Source organism: Paracoccus ravus, from assembly GCF_004522175.1.
GTDB lineage: Bacteria > Pseudomonadota > Alphaproteobacteria > Rhodobacterales > Rhodobacteraceae > Paracoccus > Paracoccus ravus.
On the sequence record NZ_SDEB01000016.1, the window covers coordinates 72,528 to 96,420 of the forward strand.

Below are 23,893 nucleotides of genomic sequence, written 5' to 3' on the forward strand. Positions count from 1 at the left end.
GAAAAAACAGGCGAGAAAAAACAAGGAACTTCCGAAAGGCTGCACAACTCTTGTGCTGATCGCGGGCCGCCGCGTTTTCTTGGCTCCGACACGGAACTGCTGGAACGCAGAAAGAAGGTGCAGGAAACATGAAAAGACTAACCGCGATCAATCCAGTGATCCCGGCGCTTGCCCTCCCGCTCGTCGGGCTGGCCGCACCGGGCCTGGCGCAGGAAGCAACCGAGGCCGCGGCGGCGGCGGTCGAAACCGTCGCGCCGATCGTCGACAAGGGTGACGCCACCTGGATGATGATCTCTGCCATCCTCGTGATGATGATGACGGTGCCGGGCCTTGCGCTGTTCTACGGTGGTCTGGTTCGTGCCAAGAACATGCTGTCGGTGCTGATGCAGGTCTTTACCGTCTTTTGCGTGATGGCGCTGCTCTGGGTCTGTTTCGGCTATTCGCTGGCCTTCACCGGCGCGGGTTCGGCCGAGGACGCCACCGCGCTGACCCCGTTCATCGGCGGGTTGTCGAAAGCCTTCCTGGCGGGCGTGAACACCTCGAGCCTGGCTGAGACGTTTTCGGCCAATGTCTTCGTGCCGGAATATGTCTTTGTCGTGTTCCAGATGGCCTTTGCCTGCATCGCGCCTGCGCTGATCGTCGGCGCCACGGTCGAGCGGATGAAATTCTCGGCCATCCTGCTCTTCGTCGTGATCTGGTTCTTCTTCTCCTACCTGCCGATGGCCCATATGGTCTGGTGGTGGGGCGGCCCGAGCGCCTATACCGCGCCTGCCGGTTTCCTCTTCAGCCATGGCGACCTTGATTTCGCGGGCGGCACGGTCATCCATATCAATGCCGGCGTCGCCGGTCTGGTCGCTGCCCTCGTTGTCGGCCCGCGTCTTGGCTACGGCAAGGAGCTGATGGCGCCGCATAACCTGACCTTCACCTTCCTCGGCGGTTGCCTGCTGTGGATTGGCTGGTTCGGTTTCAACGCCGGCTCGAACATGGAAGCCACCGGCATTGCCGCCATGGCGATCCTGAACACCGTCGTCGCGACTGCCGCCGCCGCATTGGCCTGGGCCTTTGGCGAATGGCTGCTTCGTGGTCATCCCTCGCTTCTGGGTGGCGTGTCTGGCGCAATCGCCGGTCTCGTCGGGATCACCCCGGCGGCGGGTTTCGTCGGCCCGATGGGCGCGATCGTGATCGGTCTTGTCGCGGGCTTCGTCTGCATGTGGTTCGTCGTCAGCCTGAAATCCAAGCTGGGCATCGACGAAAGCCTGGACGTCTTTGGCATCCACGGCGTGGGCGGCATCATCGGGGCGATCCTGACCGGCGTCTTTGCGGCTCCGTCGCTGGGCGGTTCGGGGATCTGGGACTATTCGACCAATGCCGTGGCCGAAGCCTATTCGATCAGCGGCCAGGTCTTTACCCAAGCACTGGGCGTAGTGGTCTGCGTGATCTGGTCGGGCGTGGTGTCCTTTGTCGCGCTGATGATCGTCAAGGCCGTTATCGGCCTGCGTGTCACCGCCAATGACGAACGCCAGGGCATGGACATCACCACCCATGGCGAGAATGCCTATAACGCCTGAGGGACAGGGGGTCTGAAACGGAAAAGCCCGGCGCAAGCCGGGCTTTTTCATATTTCTCGGAGCATTACGAGATCCGCGCGACGACGTAATCCGCGAGGTCGGACAGGATCTCGCGCAGGGGATGGGCCGGAGCCAGATCCAGCGCAGCCTTGGCCCGCTGGGCCCAGGCGATGGCATCGGCCCGCGCGGCATCGAGCGCCCCGCGCTGCTTCAGGATCGCCAGCGCGGTTTCCAGATCACCCTCGTTCTGGCGGCCCTTGCCGATGGTGCGCTCCCAGAAGTCGCGCTCATCCGCATCGGCGGCGGCAATCGCCTTGATCACCGGCAAGGTCAGCTTGCGCTCGCGGAAATCGTCGCCGACATTCTTGCCGATGGTCGAGGTCGCTCCGCCGTAATCCAGCAGATCATCGACGATCTGGAACGCGATTCCCAAGGCATCGCCATAGTCGAACAGCGCCTGCCGCACATCGGCATTCACATCCGAGACCACCGCCCCAGCCTCGGTCGCGGCCGAGAACAAGGCGGCGGTCTTGCCGCGCACGATCTGGATATAAGTGTCCTCGCTGGTCGAGATATCCTGCGCCGCGGTCAGCTGCAGCACCTCGCCCTCGGCGATGGTGGCGCTGGCATTTGCGAGAATGCGCATCACCTCCATGCTGTCGGTATCGGCCATGAGCTGGAAGCTGCGGGCGAACAGATAATCGCCGACCAGCACGCTGGACTTGTTGTCCCAGAGCAGGTTCGCGGTCGGGCGACCGCGCCGCTGCTGGCTTTCATCGACCACATCGTCATGCAACAGCGTCGCGGTATGGATGAACTCGACCGCAGCCGCCAGCAGGACATGGCTATCGCCCTGATAGCCGCAGAGCCGGGCTGCAGCCAGAACCAGCATCGGGCGCAAGCGCTTTCCGCCCGCTTCGACCAGATGCGCCGTCACTTCGGGAATGCGCGGTGCGTGGCGGCTCGCCATCCGCTCGCGGATCAGTGCATTGACGGCCGCCATGTCATCGGCCAGTTCAGAGGAAAGCCGATCCAGCGGCTTCGAGACGTTTTCGTTCATGCCCATCTGCCATTCCCTTTCATTCGCAAGCCATTGCCATGCCATGGACACAGGCGCAACAGCCCCGTACCCTTTGAGCCGATGAAGGAACTCATTCGCACCACCAATCCGCTTCTGATCACCCGCGTCGCCGATCTGCTGGCGGCAGAAGGCATCGCGAGCTTCGCGCTTGATGAACATATGAGCATTCTCGAGGGGTCGCTGGGCGTGCTTCCGCGCCGGCTGATGGTTGCCGACCGTCATCATTTCATGGCCCGCGCCATCCTGCGCGATAATGAAATCGATGATGGGCTTTGATCAGGTCCGCAAGGACCAGTTTCTGGGGGGGCAGGTCCATATTCTTCAGCCCGCTGCCGGATACCGCTCGGGGGCAGATGCGGTAATGCTGGCGGCCGCCTGTCCCGCCGCGCCGGGCGAAAGCGTTCTGGAACTGGGCTGCGGGGCAGGGGTCGCGCTGCTCTGCGTCGCGGCGCGCGTGCCCGGATTGGCCCTTGCCGGTCTGGAACTCCAACCCGCATACGCCGATCTGGCGCGCGAGAATGCGGCGGCCAACGGGTTTCAGGCGCGGATCTTTCAGGGCGATCTTGCCCTGATGCCACCTGCGCTCAAGGCCGAGAATTTCGACCATGTCATCGCCAATCCGCCCTATTTCAGCGGCGGGACGGTCGCGGCCGAGGATGGTCGCGGCACGGCGCGGCATGAAGATACGCCCCTGACCGTCTGGATCGACGCCGGGTTGCGCCGTCTCAAGCCGGGCGGAAGCCTGACGGTGATTCACCGCGCCGACCGGCTCGCTGGCATTCTGGGCGCGCTTTCGGACCGCGCCGGGGGGATCACGATCCTGCCAGTCAGCGCGCGGCAAGGGCGTGAGGCGGGGCGTGTGATCGTTCAGGCCCGCAAGGGCGCGAGAGCACCTTCGCGGCTGCTTTTCCCCTTTGTCATGCATGCAAAACCGTCACATTTGACCGATGGCGAGGATCTGACCGAGCGGGCTCACGCCGTCCTGAGGCAGGGTGTCGCACTCAACCTCCGGGAGGGGTAATTTCCGATGACATTGCGACGATTCTGTGATGCAATCCGATCTCGTTCGATCAATCCAAGAGGAGGACGACAATGACGGTTGAATCCCATGTTCAGGAGCTTCGCCGCAAACATCAGTCACTTTCCGATCAGATCGAGGCCGCCGCGCGCTGCCCCGGAATGGACGATCTTTCGATCGCAAAAATGAAAAAGGAAAAGTTGCGCCTCAAGGAGGAGATCACGCGCCTGACGCATTAGGCGTCGCCGGATCATCGACACGGATTTCAGACGGAAAACGGCCCGCACAGTGATGCGGGCCGTTCTTGTTTCGCACAAGCGAATCAGACGAAATACTGCCCGCCATTGGCGGAGATCGTCGAGCCGGTGATGAAGCCCGCATCCTCCGAGGCCAGAAACACCACGCAGCGTGCGATTTCCTCCGGTTCGCCCAAGCGACCCACCGGGATTTGCGGGATGATCCGTTCGTTCAGGACCTTCTCGTCGATCGCGCGGACCATTTCGGTTCCTATATAGCCCGGACAGACCGCATTCACGGTGATACCCGCCCGGGCGCCTTCCTGCGCCAGGGCCTTGGTGAAGCCGATATCGCCCGCCTTGGCCGCAGAGTAATTCGCCTGCCCGGCCTGACCCTTTTGGCCGTTGATGGAGCTGATATTGATCACGCGGCCGAATTTGCGGTCGCGCATCCCGCTCCAGACCGGATGGGTCATGTTGAAAAGGCCGGTCAGATTGGTGTCGATGACTTCCTTCCATTGCGCGGGCGTCATCTTGTGGAACATCCCGTCGCGGGTGATGCCGGCATTGTTCACCAGCACCGAGATCGGGCCCATTTCCTCTTCGACCTGGCCGATGCCCGCAACGCAGGCATCATAATCCGCGACCGACCATTTGAAGGTCTTGATCCCGGTCTCTTCGGTAAAGGCGCGCGCGGCATCGTCATTCCCTGCGTAATTTGCGGCAACCTCATAGCCCGCAGCTTTCAATGCTTTCGAAATGGCCGCGCCGATGCCACGCGAGCCGCCAGTTACCAATGCAATCCTTGCCATCTGTCCCCCCTCAGGAATTCGGCCGAGAATTTATGTAATCGTAAGGAAGATCGGCGCGCAAGATAATTGCGCGCCACTCTTGTTACGGCCGTTCGACACAGAGCGCGACGCCCATGCCGCCGCCAATGCAGAGCGTGGCAAGGCCCTTTTTCGCGTCGCGGCGCTTCATCTCGAACAGCAGCGTATTCAAGATCCGCGCGCCCGAGGCGCCGATCGGGTGGCCGATCGCGATCGCGCCGCCATTCACGTTCACGATCGCCGGATCCCAGCCCATGTCCTTGTTGACGGCGCAGGCCTGGGCGGCAAAGGCCTCGTTCGCCTCGACCAGATCAAGATCGGCCACTGACCAGCCTGCCTTTTTCAGCGCCATGCGGCTTGCCGGGATCGGGCCGCTGCCCATGATCGAGGGATCGACGCCCGCCGTGGCATAAGACGCGATACGCGCCAAGGGAGTCAGTCCGCGCCGCGCCGCCTCATCCTCGGACATCACGATCAGCGCCGCCGCGCCGTCATTCAGGCCCGAGGCGTTCCCGGCCGTGACAGTGCCCTCCTTGGTAAAGGCGGGGCGCAGCTTCGCCATCGCCTCAATCGTCGCGCCGTGGCGGATATATTCATCCGCGTCGATGACAATGTCGCCCTTGCGCGATTTGACCGTGACCGGGGCGATCTCATCTGCGAAACGGCCAGCCTTCTGCGCGGCCTCGGCCTTATTTTGCGAGGCGACGGCGAATTCGTCCTGAGCGGCGCGCGAGATTTCCCATTTGGCAGCCACATTCTCGGCGGTCTGGCCCATGTGGTAATCGTTGAACGCGTCCCAGAGCCCGTCACGGATCATCGTGTCGAGCATTTTCATATCGCCCATTTTCTGGCCGGCGCGGATATAGGCGGCATGGGTCGCAAGCGACATGGATTCCTGCCCGCCCGCGACGACGATGCTGGCATCGCCCAGAATCACCTGCTGAGCGGCCAATGCGACGGTGCGCAGCCCCGAGCCGCAGACCTGATTGATCAGCCAGGCGGGCGATTCCTTGGGCAGGCCCGCCGCGATATGCGCTTGGCGCGCGGGGTTCTGGCCTTGGGCGGCGGTCAGCACCTGACCGAAAATGGTTTCGGAGACCTCGGCCGCGTCAATGCCTGCGCGCTCCAGCACGGCTCTGATCGCCACGGCTCCGAGTTCATGGGCCGGCGTATTGGCGAAACCCCCGAGAAAGCTGCCCACGGGCGTTCGCGCGGCGGCCACGATTACGGCTTTGGTCATGTCAGACTCCTTCCAACGATCCCTGAATGGCTGGGTCGGGGCCGACAGTTTCGGGAATGTGCCGTAACGTCAAGTGGTCAGGAAACGCGCAGGTCCGGCCTTGGGACGCCGCCGGGTTTCTGGGCTTCTGCCCCGGTCACCCGCGTTCGGCCCGGGCATTTGGGGCGCGCCATGGCGGCACGATGGTCGGAGCGCCGAAATAATAGCCCTGCATGCAATCGACGCCCATATCGATCAGAAAAGCCGCGTCATCAGCGGTTTCCACGGCCTCGGCCACGGTGAACATGTCGAAGTGATGGGCGATGGACTGGAGTGCGCGGGCCAGAACTTGGTTGTCGCGCTGCAGGGCAATCTCGCGGATGAACTGCCCGTCGATCTTGATCATGTCAAAGCAGAAATCGCGCAGATAGCGGAATGAAGTATAGCCCGCGCCGAAATCATCCAGCGCGAAACTGACGCCCTGGGACTGCAATTCATGCATGAAGGGTCCGACCACCTCGGGCAGTCCCATGGCCGAGCTTTCGGTGACTTCGAGAATCAGCCTTTCCGCCAGCCGGGGGTCCTTGCCGATTCCCTCGCGCAAGAGCCGCAGCCAGGCGGGATAGCCGATCGATCGGGCCGACATGTTGATCGAGAGGCGCAGTGACGGCTCATCGGCCAGCGCGCGTAGTCCAAGTGACAGGGACAGGCAGTCGATCTGACGCCCCAGTTCCGTCGTTTCCGCCAGTGCCATGAAATCGCGCAGCGGCACGATGCGCCCGGTCTCGTCGATGATCCGGATCAGCCCTTCGTGAAATGCGGTCAGTTCGGTCCGTTCGGATTGCACCACCGGCTGATAGGCCAGCACCGCGTCGCCCCGCTCGACCGCGCGTCGCACCGTGGCCATGGTCATGCGTGATTTCTGGTCGATGGCGAAATCCAGCGGCGAGCCGAATTCCGGTCGGGTCTCGAATTGTTCTGTCATGACCAAAGCTCCTGTCGTCCCGGAAACTCTGGCCTTCATCTCCTAAGATCAGGTAAAACCGGGCAGGTTTCTCAGCTTGAGGTTAACGGATCATGACCGAAAAGGCGCGCTGCGGCTGGTGTGGCACCGACCCGATCTACGTCGCCTATCACGACGACGAATGGGGCGTGCCGGAATACGATTCGCGCGCGCTTTGGGAAAAACTGGTCCTCGACGGGTTTCAGGCGGGGCTGAGCTGGATCACCATCCTGCGCAAGCGCGACGCCTTTCGCGAATGTTTCGAGGGTTTCGATCCCGAGCGCGTCGCGGCTTGGGGCGAGGCTGAAATCGCCCGCGCCCTGCAAAATCCCGGCATCATCCGCCATCGCGGCAAGATCGAGGCAACCGTGACCGGCGCGCGCGCCTATCTGGAGATCGAGGCCGCCGAGGGCTTCTCGCCCTTCATCTGGTCCTTCGTCGGGGGCAAGCCGCTGCAGCAAAGCCGCGCGAGCCTTGCCGACATCCCCGCGAAATCCCCCGAATCCGAGGCCATGGCCAAGGAACTCAAGAAGCGCGGTTTCAAATTCTGCGGGCCGGTCATCACCTATGCCTTCATGCAGGCTTGTGGGCTGGTGAACGACCATATCGCGACCTGCCCAAGCCATGCCAAGGTCAGGGCGCTGTCGCCTGCCTGATCAGGGCCTTGGCAGCATCAGAGGACCAATCGGCGCCGCCGATCAGCCTTGCGATCTCGCGGCCTTCGCGGTCAATCAGCACCGTCACGGGCATGCCCATCACGCCCATCTCGCGGGCGAGCGTCTGGCGCGGGTCGAGAAGAACGGGCAGGTTCTCGACCTTTGCTTCGGTCAGGAATTTCTTGATCGCGGGCGGGGGGTTGTGGCCCGCAGCAATGGCCACGACCTGAAACTCCTCACTGCCCAACTCGGCTTGCAGGGCGTCGAGCGAGGGCATTTCCTCGCGGCAGGGGGCGCACCATGTCGCCCAGAAGTTCAGCAGCACGACCTTGCCGCGATAATCCTTCAGCGAATGGGTGCCGCCTTCGGGGTCGGTGAATTCGGTCTCTGGGGCCGGGGCCGGTTCGGTCTGTGACAGTTTCGCAAGCGCGCCGTCCTTGAAGGCCTGCCAGTCGATTTCCCCGGCCAAGGCCGAGTTTGCACCGATGAGCAGGGCCGTATAAAGAACCAACGAACGCAGCATTTCATCCCCCCGAAGGACCAGCCATGACCGAGCAGCCCGCCAGCACCGCCAACCAGATGTGGGGTGGACGTTTCGCCGCCGGGCCGGACGCGATCATGGAGGCAATCAACGCCTCGATCGGATTCGACCAGCGGCTCTATGCCCAGGATATCCGGGGCAGCCGCGCCCATGCGGCGATGCTGGCCGCACAAGGCATCATCAGCAGTAGCGATGCCGAGGCGATCGGGGAAGGCCTTCTCACGGTCTTGTCAGAGATCGAGAAGGGCGGCTTCCCGTTCTCGACCGCGCTGGAAGACATTCACATGAATGTGGAATCGCGCCTGAAAGAGATCATCGGCGAACCGGCGGGGCGGCTGCATACCGCGCGTTCGCGCAATGACCAGGTTGCGACCGATTTCCGCCTTTGGGTGCGCGACCAATGCGACGCCGCAATTGAGGGCCTCGACGCGCTGATCCGGGCCGCGCTAGGCCAAGCTGAGAAGGGCGCGGATTGGGTCATGCCCGGTTTCACCCATCTGCAGACAGCGCAGCCGGTGACCTGGGGCCATCATATGATGGCTTATGTCGAGATGTTTGGCCGGGACCTGTCGCGCTTCCGCGATGCCCGCAAGCGCATGAACGAATCCCCGCTGGGCGCGGCGGCTCTGGCCGGGACCGGTTTCCCGATCGACCGCCACGCGACCGCCGAGGCGCTGGGCTTCGACCGGCCTATGGCGAACAGCCTCGACGCCGTCAGCGACCGTGATTTCGCGCTGGAATACCTGTCGAGCGCGGCGATCTGCGCCGTCCACCTGTCGCGCCTCGCCGAAGAGCTGGTGATCTGGTCCTCGGCGCAGTTCCGTTTCGTGACCATGTCGGACCGCTTCTCGACCGGCTCGTCGATCATGCCGCAGAAGAAGAACCCCGATGCCGCCGAACTGATCCGCGCCAAGATCGGGCGGATTCTGGGGGCTGCCGTCGCGCTGTTCGTGGTGATGAAGGGCCTGCCGCTGGCCTATTCCAAGGACATGCAGGAAGACAAAGAGCAGGTTTTCGACGCCGCCGATAACCTGATGATCGCGCTCGCCGCGATGACCGGGATGCTGTCGGACCTGACCGCCAATCGCGACCGGCTGGAAGCGGCCGCCGGTTCGGGCTTCTCGACCGCGACGGATCTGGCCGATTGGCTGGTGCGCGAGGCGGGGCTGCCCTTCCGCGATGCCCACCACGCCACCGGCGCGCTGGTTGCAATAGCCGAGAAATCGGGCGTCGATCTGCCGGAACTGACGCTGGAACAGATGCAATCGGTCAATCCGGCGATCACCGAGGATATTTTCAACGTGCTGGGCGTGCATAATTCCGTCGCCTCGCGCATGTCCTATGGCGGCACCGCGCCCGTGCAGGTCCGCGCCCAGATCGCACGCTGGACCGAGCTTCTTGGGGAAAAAGCATGACCCAAACGATGCTGCTGGCGCTTGTTGCGCTGATGCTGGCGACATTGGCGGCTTGCGGCGTGGACGGTCCTCCGACCCGCCCCGAGCCGTCTGAGCCGGGCGTTCATTTCAGCGGAGAGGCGCGCGTCGGTGTCGTCTCGTCGCTCTGATCTGACGCCGCTGCGGCTGGTCTGGCTGGCGCTTGCCGCTATAGGCGCGGGCGTGGCGCTGTGGCGGGGCGAGACCCTGTGGCAGAGCGCCTCGGGGACCGAGATCGTGGCCCAGATCGCCCTTGGCCTCTGGTGCATGGTCGAGACGATGGTGCGCCGCAACTGGGCGGCTTTCCTTACCTTTCCTGCGTTGGCGCTAGGCATCGGCTCTGCGCTGCCGCTTTATCTTTTCATCCGCTCTCGCAGGATCACCTGATGGATCACTTCAATTACGTCGATGGCGTGCTTCATGCCGAGGACGTGCCCCTGACCCGCATCGCGGCCGAGGTCGGCACCCCGGTCTATGTCTATTCGACCGCGACCCTGACCCGCCATTTCAAGCTGTTCCAGCAGGCGCTTGACTGGACCGATCACCTTGTCTGCTTCGCGGTCAAGTCGAACTCGAATTTGGCCGTCTTGAAGGTGCTGGGCGATCTGGGCGCGGGCATGGATATCGTCTCGGCGGGCGAATATGCCCGGGCCAAGGCGGCGGGCGTGCCGGGCGAACGCATCGTCTTTTCGGGCGTCGGCAAGACCGCGGCCGAGATGCGCATGGTGCTGGAGGGCGGCATCCGCCAGTTCAACGTCGAATCCGAACCCGAGATGGAATTGCTTTCGGAAGTCGCGGCCTCGATGGGCCTGCGCGCGCCGATTGCTGTCCGCGTGAACCCGGATGTTGACGCGAAGACCCATGAAAAGATCGCGACCGGCAAATCGGAAAACAAATTCGGCATTCCGATTGCCAAAGCCCGCGAGGTCTATGCCCGCGCCGCTGCCCTGCCGGGGATCGAGGTCGTCGGTATCGACATGCATATCGGCAGCCAGTTGACCGATCTGGAACCCTACCGCCTGGCCTATGCCAAGATGGCCGAACTGACCCGCGCGCTGCGCGCCGACGGGCACGACATCCGCCGCCTCGACATGGGGGGCGGCCTCGGCATTCCCTATCGTCGCGACAACAATGCGCCGCCTTTGCCGATCGAATACGGCAAGGTGATCCGCGACGCGGTCGGCGATCTTGGCTGCGAGATCGAGATCGAGCCGGGGCGCAATATCTCGGGCAATGCGGGCATCCTGCTGTCCTCGGTGATCTACCTGAAGGAAGGCGAGGGGCGCGACTTCCTGATCCTCGACGCGGCGATGAACGACCTGATTCGCCCCGCCATGTATTCCGCGCATCACGACATCGTCCCGGTCGCCGAGCAGGCCCCGGGTGCCGCCGTCGCGCCCTATGACGTGGTCGGCCCGGTCTGCGAGACCGGCGACACGTTCGAGAAGGCGGTCGAACTGCCTGCTTTGGGGGCAGGGGATCTCGTCGCCCTGCGCTCGGCCGGGGCTTATGGCGCGGTGATGGCCTCGGAATACAATTCCCGGCCCCTCGTCCCCGAGGTTCTGGTGAACGGGGATCAATTCGCCGTCATTCGGGCGCGACCGACGCTTGAGGAAATGCTGGGACGCGATACCATTCCGGAATGGTTGTAAGCATTCCCATCCGAGACCGCGCCGCCCGGGGGCATCCGCCCGCGGGGGCGCAGACTTTCCGGCGCGCCCCATGACCGGGCGCGACCCATCCCATGTCCGATATGCGGTCGAACTGACCCGGCTCGGCATGTGGTGGGAAGCGCTGTCCCATGCCTTCTGGCCCCTGGGCGTGGTCCTTGCCGCGAGCTTCACTGCGCTCGCCTTCGGCGCGACCGAGCTGCTGGCCCGCCAGAGCCTCACCTGGCTCATGCTGGTCGCGGCGCTGGCCATCGCCTGGGCCACGATCCGGGGTGTCCGGAGGTTTCACCGCCCGACCCGCGCGCGGGCGCGGGCCCGGGTCGATGCCACCCTGCAGGGCAAGCCGCTTTCGGCGCTGCGCGATGACCTGACCATCGGCAAGGGCGATGACGGGGCGCTGGCGCTGTGGCAGGCGCACCAGGCTCAGATGCGGCGCGCGGCCCGGGCGGCGCGCCCGGTCCTGCCCGATGCGCGGCTGCGCTGGCGCGATCCGGTGGCGCTGCGGCTCGTGGGCCTCGTGGCGCTGGCCATGACCCTGCTCTTCGCCCCGGCCGGCCGCTTCGGGCAGGGCATCGCGGCGCTTGGCGCGACGCTGCGGCCGAGCGGCCCGACCCAGCCCGGGCCCGGCATCGGCCCCTCATGGGAGGGCTGGGCCGAGCCGCCCGCCTATACCCGACGCCCGGCGATCTACCTGAACGCGCTGCCCGAGGGCGAGGTGCTGACCCTGCCGAAGGGCTCGAAGCTCAGCTTCCGGCTCTATGGCGAGGGCGCGGCGATCGAGCAGAGCATCGGCTCGCAGCTTCCGGCCACCGACCCGCATGCCCCGGAATTCACTGCCGAGAAGGACGGGCTGCTGCGCCTTGCCGGGCGCGAATTCGTCATCACCGTGATCCCCGACGCGCCCCCGACCGTCGAGCCGGTCGTCGCTCCCGAGCGTCGCGCCGATGGCCGCTTCCTGCAGCCCTTCACCGCCGCCGACGACAATGGCGTGACCGAGGGCAAGGCCGTGGTCGCGATCGACATGTCGGCCATCGACCGCCGCTTCGGGCTGGCGACGCCGCCCGAGAACCGCCCCGCGATAGAGGTCGAGCTGCCGCTGATGGCCACCGGCAGCCGCAAGGACGTGCGCGGCCAGCTCGTCACCGATCTTTCCCGCCACCCTTGGGCGAACCTGCCGGTCACCGTCTCGCTGGAGGTCATGGACGGGATCGCGCAGAAGGGCAGCTCGGCCCCGGTCAAGATGATCTTGCCGGGCCGACGCTTCTTCGACCCGCTTGCCGCGGCGCTGATCGAGACCCGGCGCGACCTGCTCTGGTCGCGCGAGAACGCGCCCCGCAGCGCCGAGATCCTGCGCGCGGCAAGCTGGCAGCCCGACGGCTTCATGGATCCGGGCCTTGCCGAAGGGCTGCGCGGCGTGATCGGCACGCTCGAGGCCGGGCCGCTCAGCGACGAGGCCCGCAACCGGCTGGCGCAGGTCCTGTGGGACGCGGCCGTGGCGCTGGAGGATGGCGGCTTGGCCGATGCGCTCGAGCGGATGCAGCAGGCGCAGGAGCGGCTTTCCGAGGCGATCCGCAACGGTGCGAGCCCCGACGAAATCCAGCGCCTGATGGATGAGCTGCGCGAGGCGACCGATGCCTATACCGAGATGCTTGCCCAGCAGCAGAACGAGGATCCGTCCGAGAAATTCGACCGCTCGCCGCAGCAGCAGGGCCAGCAGATCACTGGCGACCAGATCCAGCAGATGATGGACGAGATCCAGCGCCTGATGAACGAGGGCCGCATGGCCGAGGCTCAGCAATTGCTGGATCAGTTCAACCGCATGATGCAGAACATGAAGGTGACCCAAGGTGAGGGCGGAGAGGGGCAGGGCCGGCAACGACCGATGAACCGGCTGGCCGATACCTTGCGCGAGCAGCAGGAGCTTGCCGATGAGGCCATGCGCCAGATGCAGGACCAATACGGCCAGTGGCAGCCTGGCGGCGAGCAGGGTCAGGGTGGTCCGCAGAATCAGGAACTGGCCGACCGCCAGCGCGAATTGCGCGAGGATCTTGGCCAGCAGCGCGGCTTGATGCCCGGTCGCGGCACGCCTCAGGGCGATCAGGCCCGGCGCAGCCTCGATGAGGCGGGCCGCGCCATGGAAGAGGCCGAGCAGGCCCTGCGCGAGGGCGATCAGGCGGGCGCGATGGATCGTCAGGCGCAGGCGATCCAACAGATGCGCGAAGGGATGCGTGCCCTGGGCGAGATGAATGCCCAGAACCAGCAGGCCGGGCAGGAGGGCCAGCCCCAGCAAGGCAGCCAGGAGAACGGCCCCGAGGGGCCTTCGGCCGAAGGCAGCGGGCAACGCGGACTGGCCGAGGCGTTTCGCCGCCCGCCCCAGACCGACCCCCTGGGGCGCTCGACCGAGGGGAATGGCGGGCAACTTTCGACCGGCAATGAACTTGCCCAGGGCGGAGATCCGGCGCGCCGGGCCCGCGATCTGCAGGACGAGATCCGCCGCCGCAGCGGCGAGCGCGAGCGGCCGCGTGACGAGCGCGACTATCTTGGTCGGCTGTTGGGGGATTTCTGACCTAGCGGCCCAGCCCCAGCAAAGCGGTCAGGGCTTGCGCCTGCTGGGCCAGCCAGATCCGGCCCTGGTCGATTTCCTGCCGCCAATGTCCAAGCGCTTCGAGCCCCCGCTGCTCGGCCAGTTTCGGCGTCAGCAGGTAAAGGCCAAGACATGCCGCCGCGAGCATCAGTGCAAGGCAGAATCCCATCATGTAGCCCGAGCGGGTTTCTGTTTCAGCCCGGACGGCGGGCGCGGGACGGACGGGCAAGGACGGGGTCGGCGGGGAGGGCTCCAGGATCACGGTCTCGGCCGGTATCGGTCTTTCCGTGGCGGGCAGAACGACCTCTTTGCGCAGCAGGGTCGCCGCCAGCCGCTCGGCATCGGGCAGGGCGGGCTTCTGGGGAAGCGTCTTGTCACCATCTGTCCGGGCAGGAAGGCTGGGCGTGGCTGCTTCCTCGGGCGCGGGGGCATCGGGCGCAAGCGGTTCACCGGGCAGGATCACGGTGGCAACCGGCCATGCGATGTCATCCGGCCGGGACAGACCCGATTCGCGGTCCGGTTCCGGCTTGGTGCCATTTCCGCCGCGCCGGGCGAGTTCGCGGGCGGTTTCCTCGCGCAGGATCGACAGGACGGACTCGTTCAAGGGCTGGTTCAGCACCGGGCGGTCTGCGGCGTCGTAAACGGCCGTGTTCGCTCCCGGCGACGCGGGCTCGGCCGCGCCGGGCTGAAACCACACCTCGGCGCAGGCGGAACATTCGACCTCGCGCCCCGCCGCGGGGATCGCGGAATCCGGGATTTCGTATTGGGCAGCGCAGCTTGGGCAGGTCAGGCGCATTCTCGGGTCTCTTTCGGGGCCGTCGGGCGCAGGCGCTTGTCAAAGCCTGCGTCTCGCATTCGTCGTCGGACTGTTCTATCAAGCCGCGAACCGTAGGCCAAGAAGCCCGGACGGAAGGGGGTCCAAGTGATCGAGATGCAGAACCTGTCCTTCGGCTACAGTGGAAGCGAGCCGCTGCTGACCGATTTGTCCCTGACCTTGCAGCCGGGATCATTTCATTTCCTGACCGGGCCATCCGGCTCGGGCAAGACCACCTTCCTGCGGCTCTGCTATGCCGATCTGCTGCCAAGTTCGGGGCGGATGTCGGCCTTTGGCGAGGATGTCGCGACGCTGGACCGCGACCGCATCGCGGCGCTGCGCCGCCGGGTCGGCGTGGTGCACCAGGACACGCAATTCCTCGACCACCTGCCGGTCGCCGAGAATATCGCCCTGCCGCAGATCGTCGCGGGCCAGGCCGTGGACATGCAATCGATCAGCGACCTCTTGTCATGGGTGCAACTGAGCCAGGCCAGCCGCGCCCTGCCGCCGGAACTGTCGGGCGGCGAGCGGCAGCGCGCGGCTTTGGCGCGGGCGGTCATCATGTCGCCCGATGTGATCATCGCCGATGAGCCCACGGGAAACCTTGACTGGGACATGTCGATGCGGCTTCTGGAATTGCTGATCGAACTGAACCATTCCGGCAAGTCGGTGCTGTTTGCGACCCATGACCTGAACCTGATCCGCGCCGCCAAGCAGCATGTGCAGGCGCGTGTCCTGCGCATCGCCGGACGGCGGCTGCAACTTGCGGGAGCTGACCTTTGACCAGACGCGAACGGACGAAACTTGATCTTTCGAGCCTGTGGCGCGGCCTGACGCGCCCCGATAACGCGGGAACCGACCGGGTCGTGCCGCCCACCGGATTCACCGCGCAACTGACGGTCTTTGCCGCGGCCGCGATGGCCTTTCTGGCGGTCTTCGCACTGGCGCTGGCGCTGGCGACGGGTCGGCTGGCGGAACGCTGGTCCTCGGAGCTGGCGCAAAGCATGACGATCCGCGTCTCGGCCCCGCCCGAGCAGATCGACGACCAGACCGTGACCGTGATGGAAGTGCTCAAGACCACGCCCGGCGTGGCGAGCTCTCGCCTGCTGGCCGATCCCGAGGTGGAAAAGCTGCTCGAGCCCTGGTTCGGCCCGGATGTCCCCGTCGAGGCCCTGCCTGTCCCGCGCCTGATCGAGGTCACCGAAAACCGCGACGGGCTGGATGCCGAGGCGCTGCGGCTGCGCCTCGAGGGCGAGGCCCCCGGCGCGGTGCTGGACGACCATACCGGCTGGCGCGCGCCGCTGGTGGCCGCGGCGTCTCGGCTGCGCCTCTTGGGGCTCTTCTCGCTGGTGCTGATCGGCGCGGCCTCGGCGGCGATGATCACCCTGGCGGCCAAGGCATCGCTGGCGGCGAACGGGCAGGTGATCAAGGTGCTGCGCCTGATCGGGGCGCGCGACATCACCATCGCCACGGCCTTCGTGCGCCGCTTCACCCGGCGGGCAGCCGCGGGCGCGGCGCTTGGCACGCTGCTGGGCATGGCGGCGATCTGGGCATTGCCTGCGGTCGATGAGGCGGGCGGCTTTCTGACGGGCCTCGGTTTTCAGGGGGCCTCGTGGTTCTGGCCCCTGCTGATCCCGGTCGCCGCGGCCGCGATCGGCTTTGCAGCGACCCGCGCCGCCGCGCTGCGGATGCTGGGCGAGGTGCGCTGATGGACGCCTATCAGCCGCGCCCCGCCTCGATCCTCGACTGGGTCCGGACGGCGATCTTCTATGTCTATGCCGTGATCGCCACGGCGCTGGTCGGGCTGATCGGCCTGCCCGGCACGCTGATCGATCCGGCCAACGCCAATCGCACGGGCGATCGCTGGCTCTGGCTCATGATGGGGGGCGCGCGCATCATCTGCGGCGTCAAGGTCGAGTTTCGCGGCACCCGCCCGGCGGGCGACCTGCTGATCGCGGCCAAGCATCAGAGCTTCCTCGACATCCTTGCCATCGCGCAGGCCAGCCCGCGCCGCGCCTTCGTCATGAAGCGCGAGGTGATGAATGTCCCCGTCATGGGCTGGTTCGCCCGCAAGGTCGGCTGCATCCCGATCGACCGCTCGCGCGGCAAGGATGCGATGCGCCAGATCATCGCCGAGGTGCAGGGCGCCCAGGCGAGTCCGCGCGGCCTAGGGCAGCTGATCTTTTACCCCGAGGGCACCCGTACAAAACCCGGCAGCACCGCGCCCTACAAGCAGGGCGTCGCCGTCGTCCAGCGCGAGACCGGGCTTCCGGTCATGCCCGTCGCGGTGAATTGCGGCATGTTCTGGCCCAAGCGCGGCTACCCGATCCGGCGCGGCACGGCGGTGGTCGAGTTCCTGCCGGTGATCCCGGCCGGCGATCCGCCCGAGGTGGTCCTGCCGCTTCTGGCCGAGATGATCGAGCCCGCCAGTCTGCGGTTGTTCGAGGCGGCAGGCGGGCAGAAGGCTTTGAACGGAAACTGATCGCGCGCATTGCGGCGGGCCTGCGCGCTTCCTATCTCGGAAGGCCGGCGACAATACAGGAGGGCGGCATGAGCGCCATCATCGAGATCGACCATCTCTCCAAGCGCTACGGCAGCGGCACTCCGGCACTGAACGATGTCTCGCTGAGCATCGAAGAGGGCGAGATCCTCGCCCTTCTTGGTCCGAACGGTGCGGGCAAGACGACGATGATCTCGATCATCTGCGGTCTCGTCACGCCAAGCGGCGGGACGGTCCGGGTCGGAGGCCACGACATCCGCACCCATTGGCGCGAGGCCCGCAAGCTGATCGGCCTTGTTCCACAAGAGATCCTGCTGGAACCTTTTGAAAAGGTCATCGACTGCGTGCGCTTTACTCGCGGCCTTTATGGCGAGGGCCCGGATGATGCCTATGTCGAGGAATTGCTGCGTAGCCTGTCCCTTTGGGACAAGCGCGACGCCCGCACCCGCGAGCTTTCGGGCGGCATGAAGCGCCGCGTGCTGATCGCCAAGGCGCTGTCGCACCGGCCCAAGGTCCTGTTCCTCGACGAGCCGACGGCGGGGGTGGACGTGACGCTGCGCCGCGAGATGTGGCAGGTCGTGCGCGAACTCAGCAAGCAGGGCGTGACGATCATCCTGACCACGCATTACCTCGAAGAGGCCGAGGATATGGCCGACCGCATCGGCGTCATCAACAAGGGTGAGATCCTCTTGGTGAAGCCCAAGGCGGAACTCATGGGGGAATTCGGCAAGAAGCGTCTGACCATCGACCTTTACGAGCCGCTGAGCATCCTGCCGCCTTCCCTTGCCGCGCGAGGGCTGGTTCTGGCCGAGAACGGAATGCAGCTTGGCTATGATTACGATGCCAATGCCGATCGCACCGGGATAGCGCGCCTGTTGGCAGATCTGACCGAGCAGGGAATCGCCGTGCGGGATGTCGCGACCACGCAAAGCAGCCTTGAGGAAATTTTCATGTCCCTTGTTGCCGATGAGCCCCGGGAGGTGCGCGCATGAACTGGCATTCCGTCCGGGCCATCTTTGGCCATGAAATGGACCGTTTCTTCCGCACCGTCTGGCAGTCCCTCGCCTCGCCGGTCCTGTCCACGGTGCTTTACTTCGTCGTCTTCGGCGCGGCCATCGGCGGGCGCATCCAATCGGTCGAGGGCGTGGCTTACGGCGCCTTCATCGTGCCGGGGCTGATGATGCTGACGGTCCTGCAGCAATCGGTCAGCAATGCCAGCTTCGGGATCTATTTCCCGAAATTCTCAGGCACGATCTATGAATATCTGGTCGCGCCCACCGGCTGGATCGAGGTCACGCTGGGCTTTGTCGGCGCTGCCGCCACCAAGGCGGTGATGATTGCCCTGGTGATCCTGCTCACCAGTTTCTGGTTCAACGGCGTTCACATTGCGCATCCGTTCTGGATGTTCGCCTTCCTGTTCCTGACCGCCATCGGCTTTTCGCTTCTGGGCTTCATCATCGGGCTTTGGGCGAAAAGCTTCGAGCAATTGCAGATCGTGCCGATGATGGTGATCACGCCCTTGGTCTTTCTTGGCGGGGCCTTCTATTCGGCCTCGATGCTGCCGCCCTTCTGGGAGGCGGTCGCCAAGCTCAACCCGGTCCTCTACCTGATCTCGGGCTTCCGCTGGGCCTTCTTCGACCTGGCCGACGTGCCGGTGGGCCTGTCGCTGGTCGCGGTCGCGCTGATGATCGTGGTCTGCCTTGTCGCGATCCGCTGGATCTTCCTGACCGGCTGGCGGCTGCGCGAATAGAGGCTGCGAAGCGGGCAAAGAAAAACGCCGACCGGAGCGATCCGGTCGGCGTTTCTGTTTTCAGCGATCAGCGGGTGAATTTCTTGTGCTTCACGCGCTTGGGTTCGACCGAATCCGGGCCGAGGCGGCGGATCTTGTCTTTCTCGTAATCCTCGAAGTTGCCCTCGAAATACTCGACATGGGCATCGCCCTCGAAGGCGAGGATATGCGTGCAGAGACGGTCAAGGAAGAAGCGGTCGTGCGAGATGATGATCGCGCAGCCGGCAAAATTCTCGATCGCCGCTTCCAGCGCCTGAAGGGTTTCAACGTCCAGATCGTTGGTCGGTTCGTCGAGGAGCAGGACGTTGCCGCCGGATTTCAGCAGTTTCGCCATGTGGACGCGGTTGCGTTCACCACCCGAAAGCAGGCCGACTTTCTTCTGCTGGTCGCCGCCCTTGAAGTTGAACGAGCCGACATAGTTGCGGCTGGAAACCTGCGCATCGCCCAGTTCGATCATCTCGGCGCCGCCCGAAATTTCCTCCCAGACGGTTTTGTTCGGATCGAGGCTGTCGCGCGACTGGTCGACGAAGGACAGTTTGACGGTATCGCCGATGGTGACGGTACCTTCATCGGGCTGCTCTTGCCCGACCAGCATCTTGAACAGCGTCGATTTACCGGCGCCGTTCGGGCCGATCACGCCGATAATGCCGCCCGGCGGCAGGCTGAACGAGAGGTTCTCGATCAGTTGCTTGTCGCCCATGTGCTTCTTCAGGCCCTCGACCTCGATGACCTTGTTGCCAAGGCGCGGGCCGTGCGGAATAACGATCTGGGCGGTGCCGACCAGTTCCTTGACCGATTCGTCGGCCATCTTGTTATAGGCAGCGATACGGGCCTTGGATTTCGCCTGACGGGCTTTCGCACCGGCGCGGATCCATTCCAGTTCCTTTTCCATCGCCTTCTGCTTGGACTTGTCCTCGCGCGCCTCTTGGGCGATGCGCTTGGCTTTCGCGTCCAGCCAGCTGGAATAGTTGCCCTCGTGCGGGATGCCGCGGCCGCGTTCCAGTTCCAAAATCCACGTCGTGATATCGTCGAGGAAGTAGCGGTCGTGGGTCACGGTCAGGATCGTGCCCTTATATTCGATCAGGTGCTTTTGCAGCCAGGCGATCGTTTCCGCGTCCAAGTGGTTGGTCGGTTCGTCGAGCAGCAGCATGTCGGGCGCTTCGAGCAGCAGCTTGCACAGCGCGACGCGGCGGCGCTCACCGCCCGACAGGGTCTCGACATCGGCATCATCCGGCGGGCAGCGCAGGGCTTCCATCGCGATATCGACTTGGTTGTCGAGATCCCACAGGTTCTCGGCGTCGATCTCGTCCTGCAGACGCGCCATCTCGTCGGCGGTCTCGTCCGAATAGTTCATCGCCAACTCGTTGTAACGGTCGAGCTTGGCCTGCTTGGCGGCGACGCCTTCCATGACGTTGGCCCGCACGTTCAGCGCGGGGTCCAGATAAGGTTCCTGCGACAGGTAGCCGACCTTGGCGCCCTTGGCGGCCCAAGCCTCGCCTTGGAAGTCCTTGTCCATGCCCGCCATCACCTTGAGCAGGGTGGACTTACCGGCACCGTTGACGCCGACGACGCCGATCTTGACGCCGGGCAGGAAGTTCAGGTGGATGTTCTCGAACACCTTCTTCCCGCCGGGATAGGTCTTGGACACCCCGTCCATGTGATAGACATACTGGTAGGAGGCCATGATCATTCCTCGTTCATGAAATCTGTATGGGTTTGGCCGCTATGTAGTGCAGTGGTGGCCAAAGGGAAAGGCCGGGCCTAGCGGAACTGCGCGGTGAAGTCCTTGCCGAAGGTCGTGTCGAGAAAGCCGAACTGCGATTCGAGCTTTTCGCGCAGCCGGGCGCGGGCCTCGTTCGGCACCACCAGCGCATTGTCCGAGGCAAAGACCTTCTTGCCCACATCGCGATAGTCAAACGGGGTAAGGCCGAGAAAGGATTCCACCCGGCGCAGAAAGCCCAGCGGGTCACGGGCGATGACGCCAAACGGCAGGTATAGCAGCCGGTCCGGCCCGAAATGCGCGTTCCAGCGCGGCACATAGGTCATGTAATCGCCGCGATCGGTCAGGACCGGGTCCTCGACCTCGGCAAGCCATTCCTCGACCGATCCGGGTTTGCGCCGCTTTCGCGTGAGATTCATCTTGAGCTGCGAGACGGCGCGATCGACCGGATGGCGGATGATATAGATGAACTTCGCCTCGGGCAGGAATTTCGCGACGAATTCCACGCCCTCTTCGGGGAGGGTGGAGTATTCGGGGGTGATGTCCAGCGTCCGGGCGCCTTCGGGGGCGGGGGCGAAGACCATCTTGTACCAGTGATTGGTGAACATGGGCTCGCGCGTGACACGGTTCAGATAGCGGCGCAGGTCATCGGGCATCTCCTCGCCGCTGGCCTCCCAGCGCTTCTGGATATTCTGCTTGGCGCGCTTGAAATGCCAAGGCAGCCATTGGCGGTGCTCCTCGACATAGCGGTGGTTGAAGAACTGGACCTCCTTGAAGGGCGGGGTCCAGATATCCTCGCGCTGGGACAGCATCTGCGACAGCCAGGTGGTTCCCGCCTTCTGCGCCCCGATGCCGAGGAAATCCGGTTTGCGGGGTCTGCCCTTGGGGTCCCAATTCATGCGCCTGCCCTTGTGCCTGCCTCTTGCGAGACAGTGTTAAGGCAGGCGCATCAATCGGAAAAGACGTCAATCACCGGACGCGTGCGATTGTTCATAGCCTGCCCCAGAGGTCGTATTCGCCTGCCTCATCCACCGTCACGCTGACGATGTCGCCGGGCTTCAGCGCCTCGAAACTCTCGTCGATGAAGAGGTTGCCGTCGATTTCCGGCGCGTCGGCCTTGGTCCGGCAGGTCGCGCCATCCGCGTCCACGCTGTCGACGATCACCTCGATGCGTTGGCCGACCTTGGCGGCCAGCTTAGCTTCGGAAATGCCTTGGGCCTTTTCCATGAAGCGATTCCAGCGGTCCTGCTTGACCTCGTCCGGGATATGGTCGGGCAGGTCATTGGCGCGCGCGCCCTTGACGTTTTCGTATTGGAAGCAGCCGACGCGATCCAGTTGCGCCTCGTCGAGCCAGTCGAGCAGGGTCTGGAACTCCTCTTCGGTCTCGCCGGGATAGCCGACGATGAAAGTCGATCGCAGCGTGATGTCCGGGCAAGCCGAGCGCCAGGCCTGGATCTCGTCCAGCGTCTTCGCTGCCGCCGCCGGGCGGGCCATGCGCTTGAGCACATCGGGATGGGCGTGCTGGAAGGGGATGTCCAGATAGGGCAGCACCAGCCCCTCTGCCATCAGCGGGATCAGGTCGCGGACATGCGGATAGGGATAGACGTAATGCAGGCGGACCCATGCGCCCAAGCTGCCCAGATCGCGGGCGAGGTCGGTGATATGGGCGCGGTGGCCACGCTCGGTCGCGAATTTGCGGTCGAGACCGTAAGCCGAGGTGTCTTGGCTGATGACCAGCAACTCGCGTACGCCCGCCTCGACCAGCTTTTCGGCCTCGCGGATGACCGCATGGGCGGGGCGACTGACCAGCTTCCCGCGCATGTCGGGAATGATGCAGAACTTGCAGGCGTGGTTGCAGCCTTCCGAGATCTTCAGATAGCTGTAATGGCGCGGCGTCAGGCTGACGCCCGAGGCCGGCAGCAGGTCAATGAACGGATCCGGGCTAGGCGGCACCGCGCCATGCACGGCGTCCAGCACCTGCTCGTATTGCTGCGGGCCGGTTACGGCCAGAACGGAAGGATGCGCGCCCGTGATATATTCCGGTTCCGCACCAAGACAGCCGGTGACGATGACCTTGCCGTTTTCTGCCAGCGCCTCGCCGATGGCGGCAAGGCTTTCCGCCTTGGCGCTGTCGAGGAAACCACAGGTATTCACGATGACCGCGCCGGCGCCCTTGTAATCGGGGCTGATCGCATAACCCTCGGCGCGAAGGCGCGTCAGGATGCGCTCGCTGTCGACAAGGGCCTTGGGACAGCCAAGGCTGACCATGCCAATCGTGGGTTGCCCATCCCTTCGCGTCGTATCGAAGATCGGGCTGGGGGCTAGATCGGGGCGAAGCAGGGGCGGGTTCTGGGTCATCGGCGCCATATAGTGCGGCGCGGCGCGCTTGTTAAGCCATAAGCGGCTTATTGCCCGGACACCGGAACGTCATTTCGCCTTGGGCGTTCCACTGGGCATATCGCGGGAAAGCTTCACAACCATGCGCGTTCATATGAATCGGATCCTCGCCAGTCTTGCCTTGCTGATGTCCCTTGCCCTCATGGCCCCGCCAGAGGCGCATGCCCGCCCGAGCGGCAAGCCCATCGTCATCGCCAATGACAAGGGTGGAAACGTGCTGCAAATGGCGCAGCGCCGCCAGCAACTCGAGCGCAGCGGTCGGCCGGTCGAGATCCGGGGCTATTGCCGTTCGGCCTGCACCATGCTGATCACCATGCCGAATGCCTGCCTTGGGCGCGGGGCCACCGTGGGCTTTCACGCGCCCCGCATTCCGAACACCCAGATCATCCCGCCCATCGTCGATCAGTTGATGGCGCATTACTATCGCAACGGAATCCTGCGCAAATGGAACAGCGAATGGAAACATTCACTGAAAATGCACAAGATCACGGCCAAGCAATATGTTGCCTTGGACCCGCAGACCAAGCTTTGTGCCAAATAGAAGTCGGGAATTTTCCGCTGCCTTAAGGATGCGATCGCCCTGGCCCGTCGAATCGCAGGGGCGACTAATCTTGGCCTCTCGATTCGCTTTGAAAACTCTGGGCCAGTACACTTTTTTAGCCGAGTTTCCCTGTGCCGGGCGTCATAATCCCGGAATTCGTCACCCGCAAATATAGCCGCAATGCTAAAATGTCTCACATTGGCAATTCAGGAATGTCACAGTTTCCCGGCTGAAGCATCTGGGCCAGAGTCGGAGAACGGGCATGGGATGGGTGATGATGAGTGAACGTGACC

The 23,893-nt window shown here is 64.4% G+C and carries 25 protein-coding genes; 16 read left to right on the forward strand and 9 right to left on the reverse strand.

All coding sequences use genetic code 11. From position 1 onward, the window contains the following. Positions 1 to 128 precede the first annotated feature (128 nt). Positions 129 to 1,568, forward strand: a complete 1,440-nt coding sequence (locus ESZ60_RS13665) for an ammonium transporter (RefSeq protein ID WP_134681278.1) — start codon at positions 129 to 131, stop codon at positions 1,566 to 1,568. A 64-nt stretch (positions 1,569 to 1,632) separates the two neighbouring features. Here ESZ60_RS13665 and ESZ60_RS13670 read toward each other — a convergent pair whose 3' ends face one another. Beyond that, positions 1,633 to 2,634, reverse strand: a complete 1,002-nt coding sequence (locus ESZ60_RS13670; RefSeq protein ID WP_134681279.1) for a polyprenyl synthetase family protein — start codon at positions 2,632 to 2,634, stop codon at positions 1,633 to 1,635. A gap of 75 nt (positions 2,635 to 2,709) precedes the next feature. Here ESZ60_RS13670 and ESZ60_RS13675 point away from each other — a divergent pair, with 75 nt between their 5' ends. The 3 genes from ESZ60_RS13675 to ESZ60_RS13685 all read left to right on the forward strand — a co-directional run bounded on the left by ESZ60_RS13675 (position 2,710) and on the right by ESZ60_RS13685 (position 3,906). Beyond that, positions 2,710 to 2,925: a putative signal transducing protein gene (locus ESZ60_RS13675; protein WP_134681280.1), complete on the forward strand. Its 216-nt coding sequence runs from the start codon at positions 2,710 to 2,712 to the stop codon at positions 2,923 to 2,925. Next, positions 2,912 to 3,670, forward strand: a complete 759-nt coding sequence (locus tag ESZ60_RS13680; protein ID WP_134681281.1) for a tRNA1(Val) (adenine(37)-N6)-methyltransferase — start codon at positions 2,912 to 2,914, stop codon at positions 3,668 to 3,670. The genes ESZ60_RS13675 and ESZ60_RS13680 overlap by 14 nt, the downstream gene beginning before the upstream one ends. A 71-nt stretch (positions 3,671 to 3,741) precedes the next feature. Continuing rightward, on the forward strand, positions 3,742 to 3,906 hold the full coding sequence (locus ESZ60_RS13685) for a YdcH family protein (protein ID WP_134681282.1): 165 nt from the start codon (positions 3,742 to 3,744) through the stop codon (positions 3,904 to 3,906). A gap of 83 nt (positions 3,907 to 3,989) precedes the next feature. Here the strand turns inward: ESZ60_RS13685 and phbB are convergent, their stop codons facing one another. The 3 genes from phbB to ESZ60_RS13700 form a co-directional block, all read right to left on the reverse strand. After that, positions 3,990 to 4,715, reverse strand: coding sequence for a beta-ketoacyl-ACP reductase (gene phbB / locus ESZ60_RS13690; protein ID WP_134681283.1), 726 nt, complete (start codon positions 4,713 to 4,715; stop codon positions 3,990 to 3,992). An 82-nt stretch (positions 4,716 to 4,797) separates the two neighbouring features. After that, the gene (locus ESZ60_RS13695; RefSeq protein ID WP_134681284.1) at positions 4,798 to 5,973 is read right to left on the reverse strand and encodes an acetyl-CoA C-acetyltransferase; all 1,176 of its coding nucleotides are present in this window, start codon (positions 5,971 to 5,973) and stop codon (positions 4,798 to 4,800) included. A 136-nt stretch (positions 5,974 to 6,109) separates the two neighbouring features. Next, complete coding sequence (locus tag ESZ60_RS13700) at positions 6,110 to 6,937, reverse strand: EAL domain-containing protein (protein WP_134681285.1); 828 nt, start codon at positions 6,935 to 6,937, stop codon at positions 6,110 to 6,112. 92 nt (positions 6,938 to 7,029) lie between these two features. Here ESZ60_RS13700 and ESZ60_RS13705 point away from each other — a divergent pair, with 92 nt between their 5' ends. Then, the gene (locus ESZ60_RS13705) at positions 7,030 to 7,611 is read left to right on the forward strand and encodes a DNA-3-methyladenine glycosylase I (protein WP_134681286.1); all 582 of its coding nucleotides are present in this window, start codon (positions 7,030 to 7,032) and stop codon (positions 7,609 to 7,611) included. On the opposite strand, the gene ESZ60_RS13710 is transcribed toward ESZ60_RS13705, so the two are convergent. Continuing rightward, the gene (locus tag ESZ60_RS13710) at positions 7,589 to 8,134 is read right to left on the reverse strand and encodes a TlpA disulfide reductase family protein (RefSeq protein ID WP_167620151.1); all 546 of its coding nucleotides are present in this window, start codon (positions 8,132 to 8,134) and stop codon (positions 7,589 to 7,591) included. The genes ESZ60_RS13705 and ESZ60_RS13710 overlap by 23 nt on opposite strands. 23 nt (positions 8,135 to 8,157) lie before the next feature. Here ESZ60_RS13710 and argH point away from each other — a divergent pair, with 23 nt between their 5' ends. From argH to ESZ60_RS13730, 5 genes are all read left to right on the forward strand, one after another. Beyond that, positions 8,158 to 9,567 carry an argininosuccinate lyase gene (gene argH, locus ESZ60_RS13715; protein WP_134681287.1) on the forward strand — a complete coding sequence of 470 codons (1,410 nt, stop codon included), beginning with the start codon at positions 8,158 to 8,160 and terminating at the stop codon, positions 9,565 to 9,567. Then, entirely contained in the window at positions 9,564 to 9,716 is a 153-nt protein-coding gene (locus ESZ60_RS20790) for a hypothetical protein (protein WP_167620152.1), read from the forward strand. Before argH ends, ESZ60_RS20790 begins: the two co-directional genes overlap by 4 nt. Further along, complete coding sequence (locus tag ESZ60_RS13720) at positions 9,697 to 9,972, forward strand: DUF2834 domain-containing protein (protein WP_134681288.1); 276 nt, start codon at positions 9,697 to 9,699, stop codon at positions 9,970 to 9,972. Before ESZ60_RS20790 ends, ESZ60_RS13720 begins: the two co-directional genes overlap by 20 nt. Then, positions 9,972 to 11,237, forward strand: coding sequence for a diaminopimelate decarboxylase (gene lysA, locus ESZ60_RS13725; RefSeq protein ID WP_134681289.1), 1,266 nt, complete (start codon positions 9,972 to 9,974; stop codon positions 11,235 to 11,237). Before ESZ60_RS13720 ends, lysA begins: the two co-directional genes overlap by 1 nt. A gap of 70 nt (positions 11,238 to 11,307) precedes the next feature. Further along, positions 11,308 to 13,821: a DUF4175 domain-containing protein gene (locus ESZ60_RS13730; RefSeq protein ID WP_134681290.1), complete on the forward strand. Its 2,514-nt coding sequence runs from the start codon at positions 11,308 to 11,310 to the stop codon at positions 13,819 to 13,821. 1 nt (position 13,822) lies between these two features. Here ESZ60_RS13730 and ESZ60_RS13735 read toward each other — a convergent pair whose 3' ends face one another. Further along, entirely contained in the window at positions 13,823 to 14,635 is an 813-nt protein-coding gene (locus ESZ60_RS13735; protein ID WP_134681291.1) for a zinc-ribbon domain-containing protein, read from the reverse strand. Positions 14,636 to 14,761: 126 nt separating this feature from the next. Here ESZ60_RS13735 and ESZ60_RS13740 point away from each other — a divergent pair, with 126 nt between their 5' ends. The 5 genes from ESZ60_RS13740 to ESZ60_RS13760 all read left to right on the forward strand — a co-directional run bounded on the left by ESZ60_RS13740 (position 14,762) and on the right by ESZ60_RS13760 (position 18,903). Further along, complete coding sequence (locus tag ESZ60_RS13740; protein ID WP_134681292.1) at positions 14,762 to 15,436, forward strand: cell division ATP-binding protein FtsE; 675 nt, start codon at positions 14,762 to 14,764, stop codon at positions 15,434 to 15,436. Between the two features lie 35 nt (positions 15,437 to 15,471). After that, on the forward strand, positions 15,472 to 16,362 hold the full coding sequence (locus ESZ60_RS13745; RefSeq protein WP_167620155.1) for a cell division protein FtsX: 891 nt from the start codon (positions 15,472 to 15,474) through the stop codon (positions 16,360 to 16,362). Continuing rightward, positions 16,362 to 17,135 (forward strand): lysophospholipid acyltransferase family protein, encoded by a 774-nt coding sequence (locus ESZ60_RS13750; protein WP_134681294.1) that lies wholly within the window; start codon positions 16,362 to 16,364, stop codon positions 17,133 to 17,135. Before ESZ60_RS13745 ends, ESZ60_RS13750 begins: the two co-directional genes overlap by 1 nt. Positions 17,136 to 17,203: 68 nt before the next feature. Beyond that, positions 17,204 to 18,145, forward strand: coding sequence for an ABC transporter ATP-binding protein (locus tag ESZ60_RS13755; protein WP_134681295.1), 942 nt, complete (start codon positions 17,204 to 17,206; stop codon positions 18,143 to 18,145). After that, a complete protein-coding gene (locus ESZ60_RS13760; protein ID WP_134681296.1) occupies positions 18,142 to 18,903 on the forward strand; it encodes an ABC transporter permease in 762 nt (253 codons plus the stop codon). Before ESZ60_RS13755 ends, ESZ60_RS13760 begins: the two co-directional genes overlap by 4 nt. A gap of 67 nt (positions 18,904 to 18,970) precedes the next feature. On the opposite strand, the gene ettA is transcribed toward ESZ60_RS13760, so the two are convergent. The 3 genes from ettA to rimO form a co-directional block, all read right to left on the reverse strand. Continuing rightward, positions 18,971 to 20,626: an energy-dependent translational throttle protein EttA gene (gene ettA, locus ESZ60_RS13765; RefSeq protein ID WP_134681297.1), complete on the reverse strand. Its 1,656-nt coding sequence runs from the start codon at positions 20,624 to 20,626 to the stop codon at positions 18,971 to 18,973. Positions 20,627 to 20,703: 77 nt separating this feature from the next. Next, positions 20,704 to 21,561 carry a sulfotransferase family protein gene (locus ESZ60_RS13770; RefSeq protein ID WP_134681298.1) on the reverse strand — a complete coding sequence of 286 codons (858 nt, stop codon included), beginning with the start codon at positions 21,559 to 21,561 and terminating at the stop codon, positions 20,704 to 20,706. Between the two features lie 91 nt (positions 21,562 to 21,652). Further along, on the reverse strand, positions 21,653 to 23,020 hold the full coding sequence (gene rimO, locus ESZ60_RS13775) for a 30S ribosomal protein S12 methylthiotransferase RimO (RefSeq protein ID WP_167620153.1): 1,368 nt from the start codon (positions 23,018 to 23,020) through the stop codon (positions 21,653 to 21,655). A gap of 133 nt (positions 23,021 to 23,153) precedes the next feature. Between rimO and ESZ60_RS13780 the strand changes: the two genes are divergently transcribed. Next, complete coding sequence (locus ESZ60_RS13780) at positions 23,154 to 23,600, forward strand: hypothetical protein (RefSeq protein ID WP_245155702.1); 447 nt, start codon at positions 23,154 to 23,156, stop codon at positions 23,598 to 23,600. Positions 23,601 to 23,893: the final 293 nt, after the last annotated feature.

Excerpts from the sequence above, each read along its gene's own strand:
- ESZ60_RS13665 (WP_134681278.1), top strand. The coding sequence starts at position 129 with ATGAAAAGACTAACCGCGATCAATCCAGTGATCCCGGCGCTTGCCCTC.
- ESZ60_RS13670 (WP_134681279.1), bottom strand. The coding sequence starts at position 2,634 with ATGGGCATGAACGAAAACGTCTCGAAGCCGCTGGATCGGCTTTCCTCT.
- ESZ60_RS13675 (WP_134681280.1), top strand. The coding sequence starts at position 2,710 with ATGAAGGAACTCATTCGCACCACCAATCCGCTTCTGATCACCCGCGTC.
- ESZ60_RS13680 (WP_134681281.1), top strand. The coding sequence starts at position 2,912 with ATGATGGGCTTTGATCAGGTCCGCAAGGACCAGTTTCTGGGGGGGCAG.
- ESZ60_RS13685 (WP_134681282.1), top strand. The coding sequence starts at position 3,742 with ATGACGGTTGAATCCCATGTTCAGGAGCTTCGCCGCAAACATCAGTCA.
- phbB (WP_134681283.1), bottom strand. The coding sequence starts at position 4,715 with ATGGCAAGGATTGCATTGGTAACTGGCGGCTCGCGTGGCATCGGCGCG.
- ESZ60_RS13695 (WP_134681284.1), bottom strand. The coding sequence starts at position 5,973 with ATGACCAAAGCCGTAATCGTGGCCGCCGCGCGAACGCCCGTGGGCAGC.
- ESZ60_RS13700 (WP_134681285.1), bottom strand. The coding sequence starts at position 6,937 with ATGACAGAACAATTCGAGACCCGACCGGAATTCGGCTCGCCGCTGGAT.
- ESZ60_RS13705 (WP_134681286.1), top strand. The coding sequence starts at position 7,030 with ATGACCGAAAAGGCGCGCTGCGGCTGGTGTGGCACCGACCCGATCTAC.
- ESZ60_RS13710 (WP_167620151.1), bottom strand. The coding sequence starts at position 8,134 with ATGCTGCGTTCGTTGGTTCTTTATACGGCCCTGCTCATCGGTGCAAAC.
- argH (WP_134681287.1), top strand. The coding sequence starts at position 8,158 with ATGACCGAGCAGCCCGCCAGCACCGCCAACCAGATGTGGGGTGGACGT.
- ESZ60_RS20790 (WP_167620152.1), top strand. The coding sequence starts at position 9,564 with ATGACCCAAACGATGCTGCTGGCGCTTGTTGCGCTGATGCTGGCGACA.
- lysA (WP_134681289.1), top strand. The coding sequence starts at position 9,972 with ATGGATCACTTCAATTACGTCGATGGCGTGCTTCATGCCGAGGACGTG.
- ESZ60_RS13730 (WP_134681290.1), top strand. The coding sequence starts at position 11,308 with ATGACCGGGCGCGACCCATCCCATGTCCGATATGCGGTCGAACTGACC.
- ESZ60_RS13735 (WP_134681291.1), bottom strand. The coding sequence starts at position 14,635 with ATGCGCCTGACCTGCCCAAGCTGCGCTGCCCAATACGAAATCCCGGAT.
- ESZ60_RS13750 (WP_134681294.1), top strand. The coding sequence starts at position 16,362 with ATGGACGCCTATCAGCCGCGCCCCGCCTCGATCCTCGACTGGGTCCGG.
- ESZ60_RS13755 (WP_134681295.1), top strand. The coding sequence starts at position 17,204 with ATGAGCGCCATCATCGAGATCGACCATCTCTCCAAGCGCTACGGCAGC.
- ESZ60_RS13760 (WP_134681296.1), top strand. The coding sequence starts at position 18,142 with ATGAACTGGCATTCCGTCCGGGCCATCTTTGGCCATGAAATGGACCGT.
- ettA (WP_134681297.1), bottom strand. The coding sequence starts at position 20,626 with ATGGCCTCCTACCAGTATGTCTATCACATGGACGGGGTGTCCAAGACC.
- ESZ60_RS13770 (WP_134681298.1), bottom strand. The coding sequence starts at position 21,561 with ATGAATTGGGACCCCAAGGGCAGACCCCGCAAACCGGATTTCCTCGGC.
- rimO (WP_167620153.1), bottom strand. The coding sequence starts at position 23,020 with ATGACCCAGAACCCGCCCCTGCTTCGCCCCGATCTAGCCCCCAGCCCG.
- ESZ60_RS13780 (WP_245155702.1), top strand. The coding sequence starts at position 23,154 with ATGAATCGGATCCTCGCCAGTCTTGCCTTGCTGATGTCCCTTGCCCTC.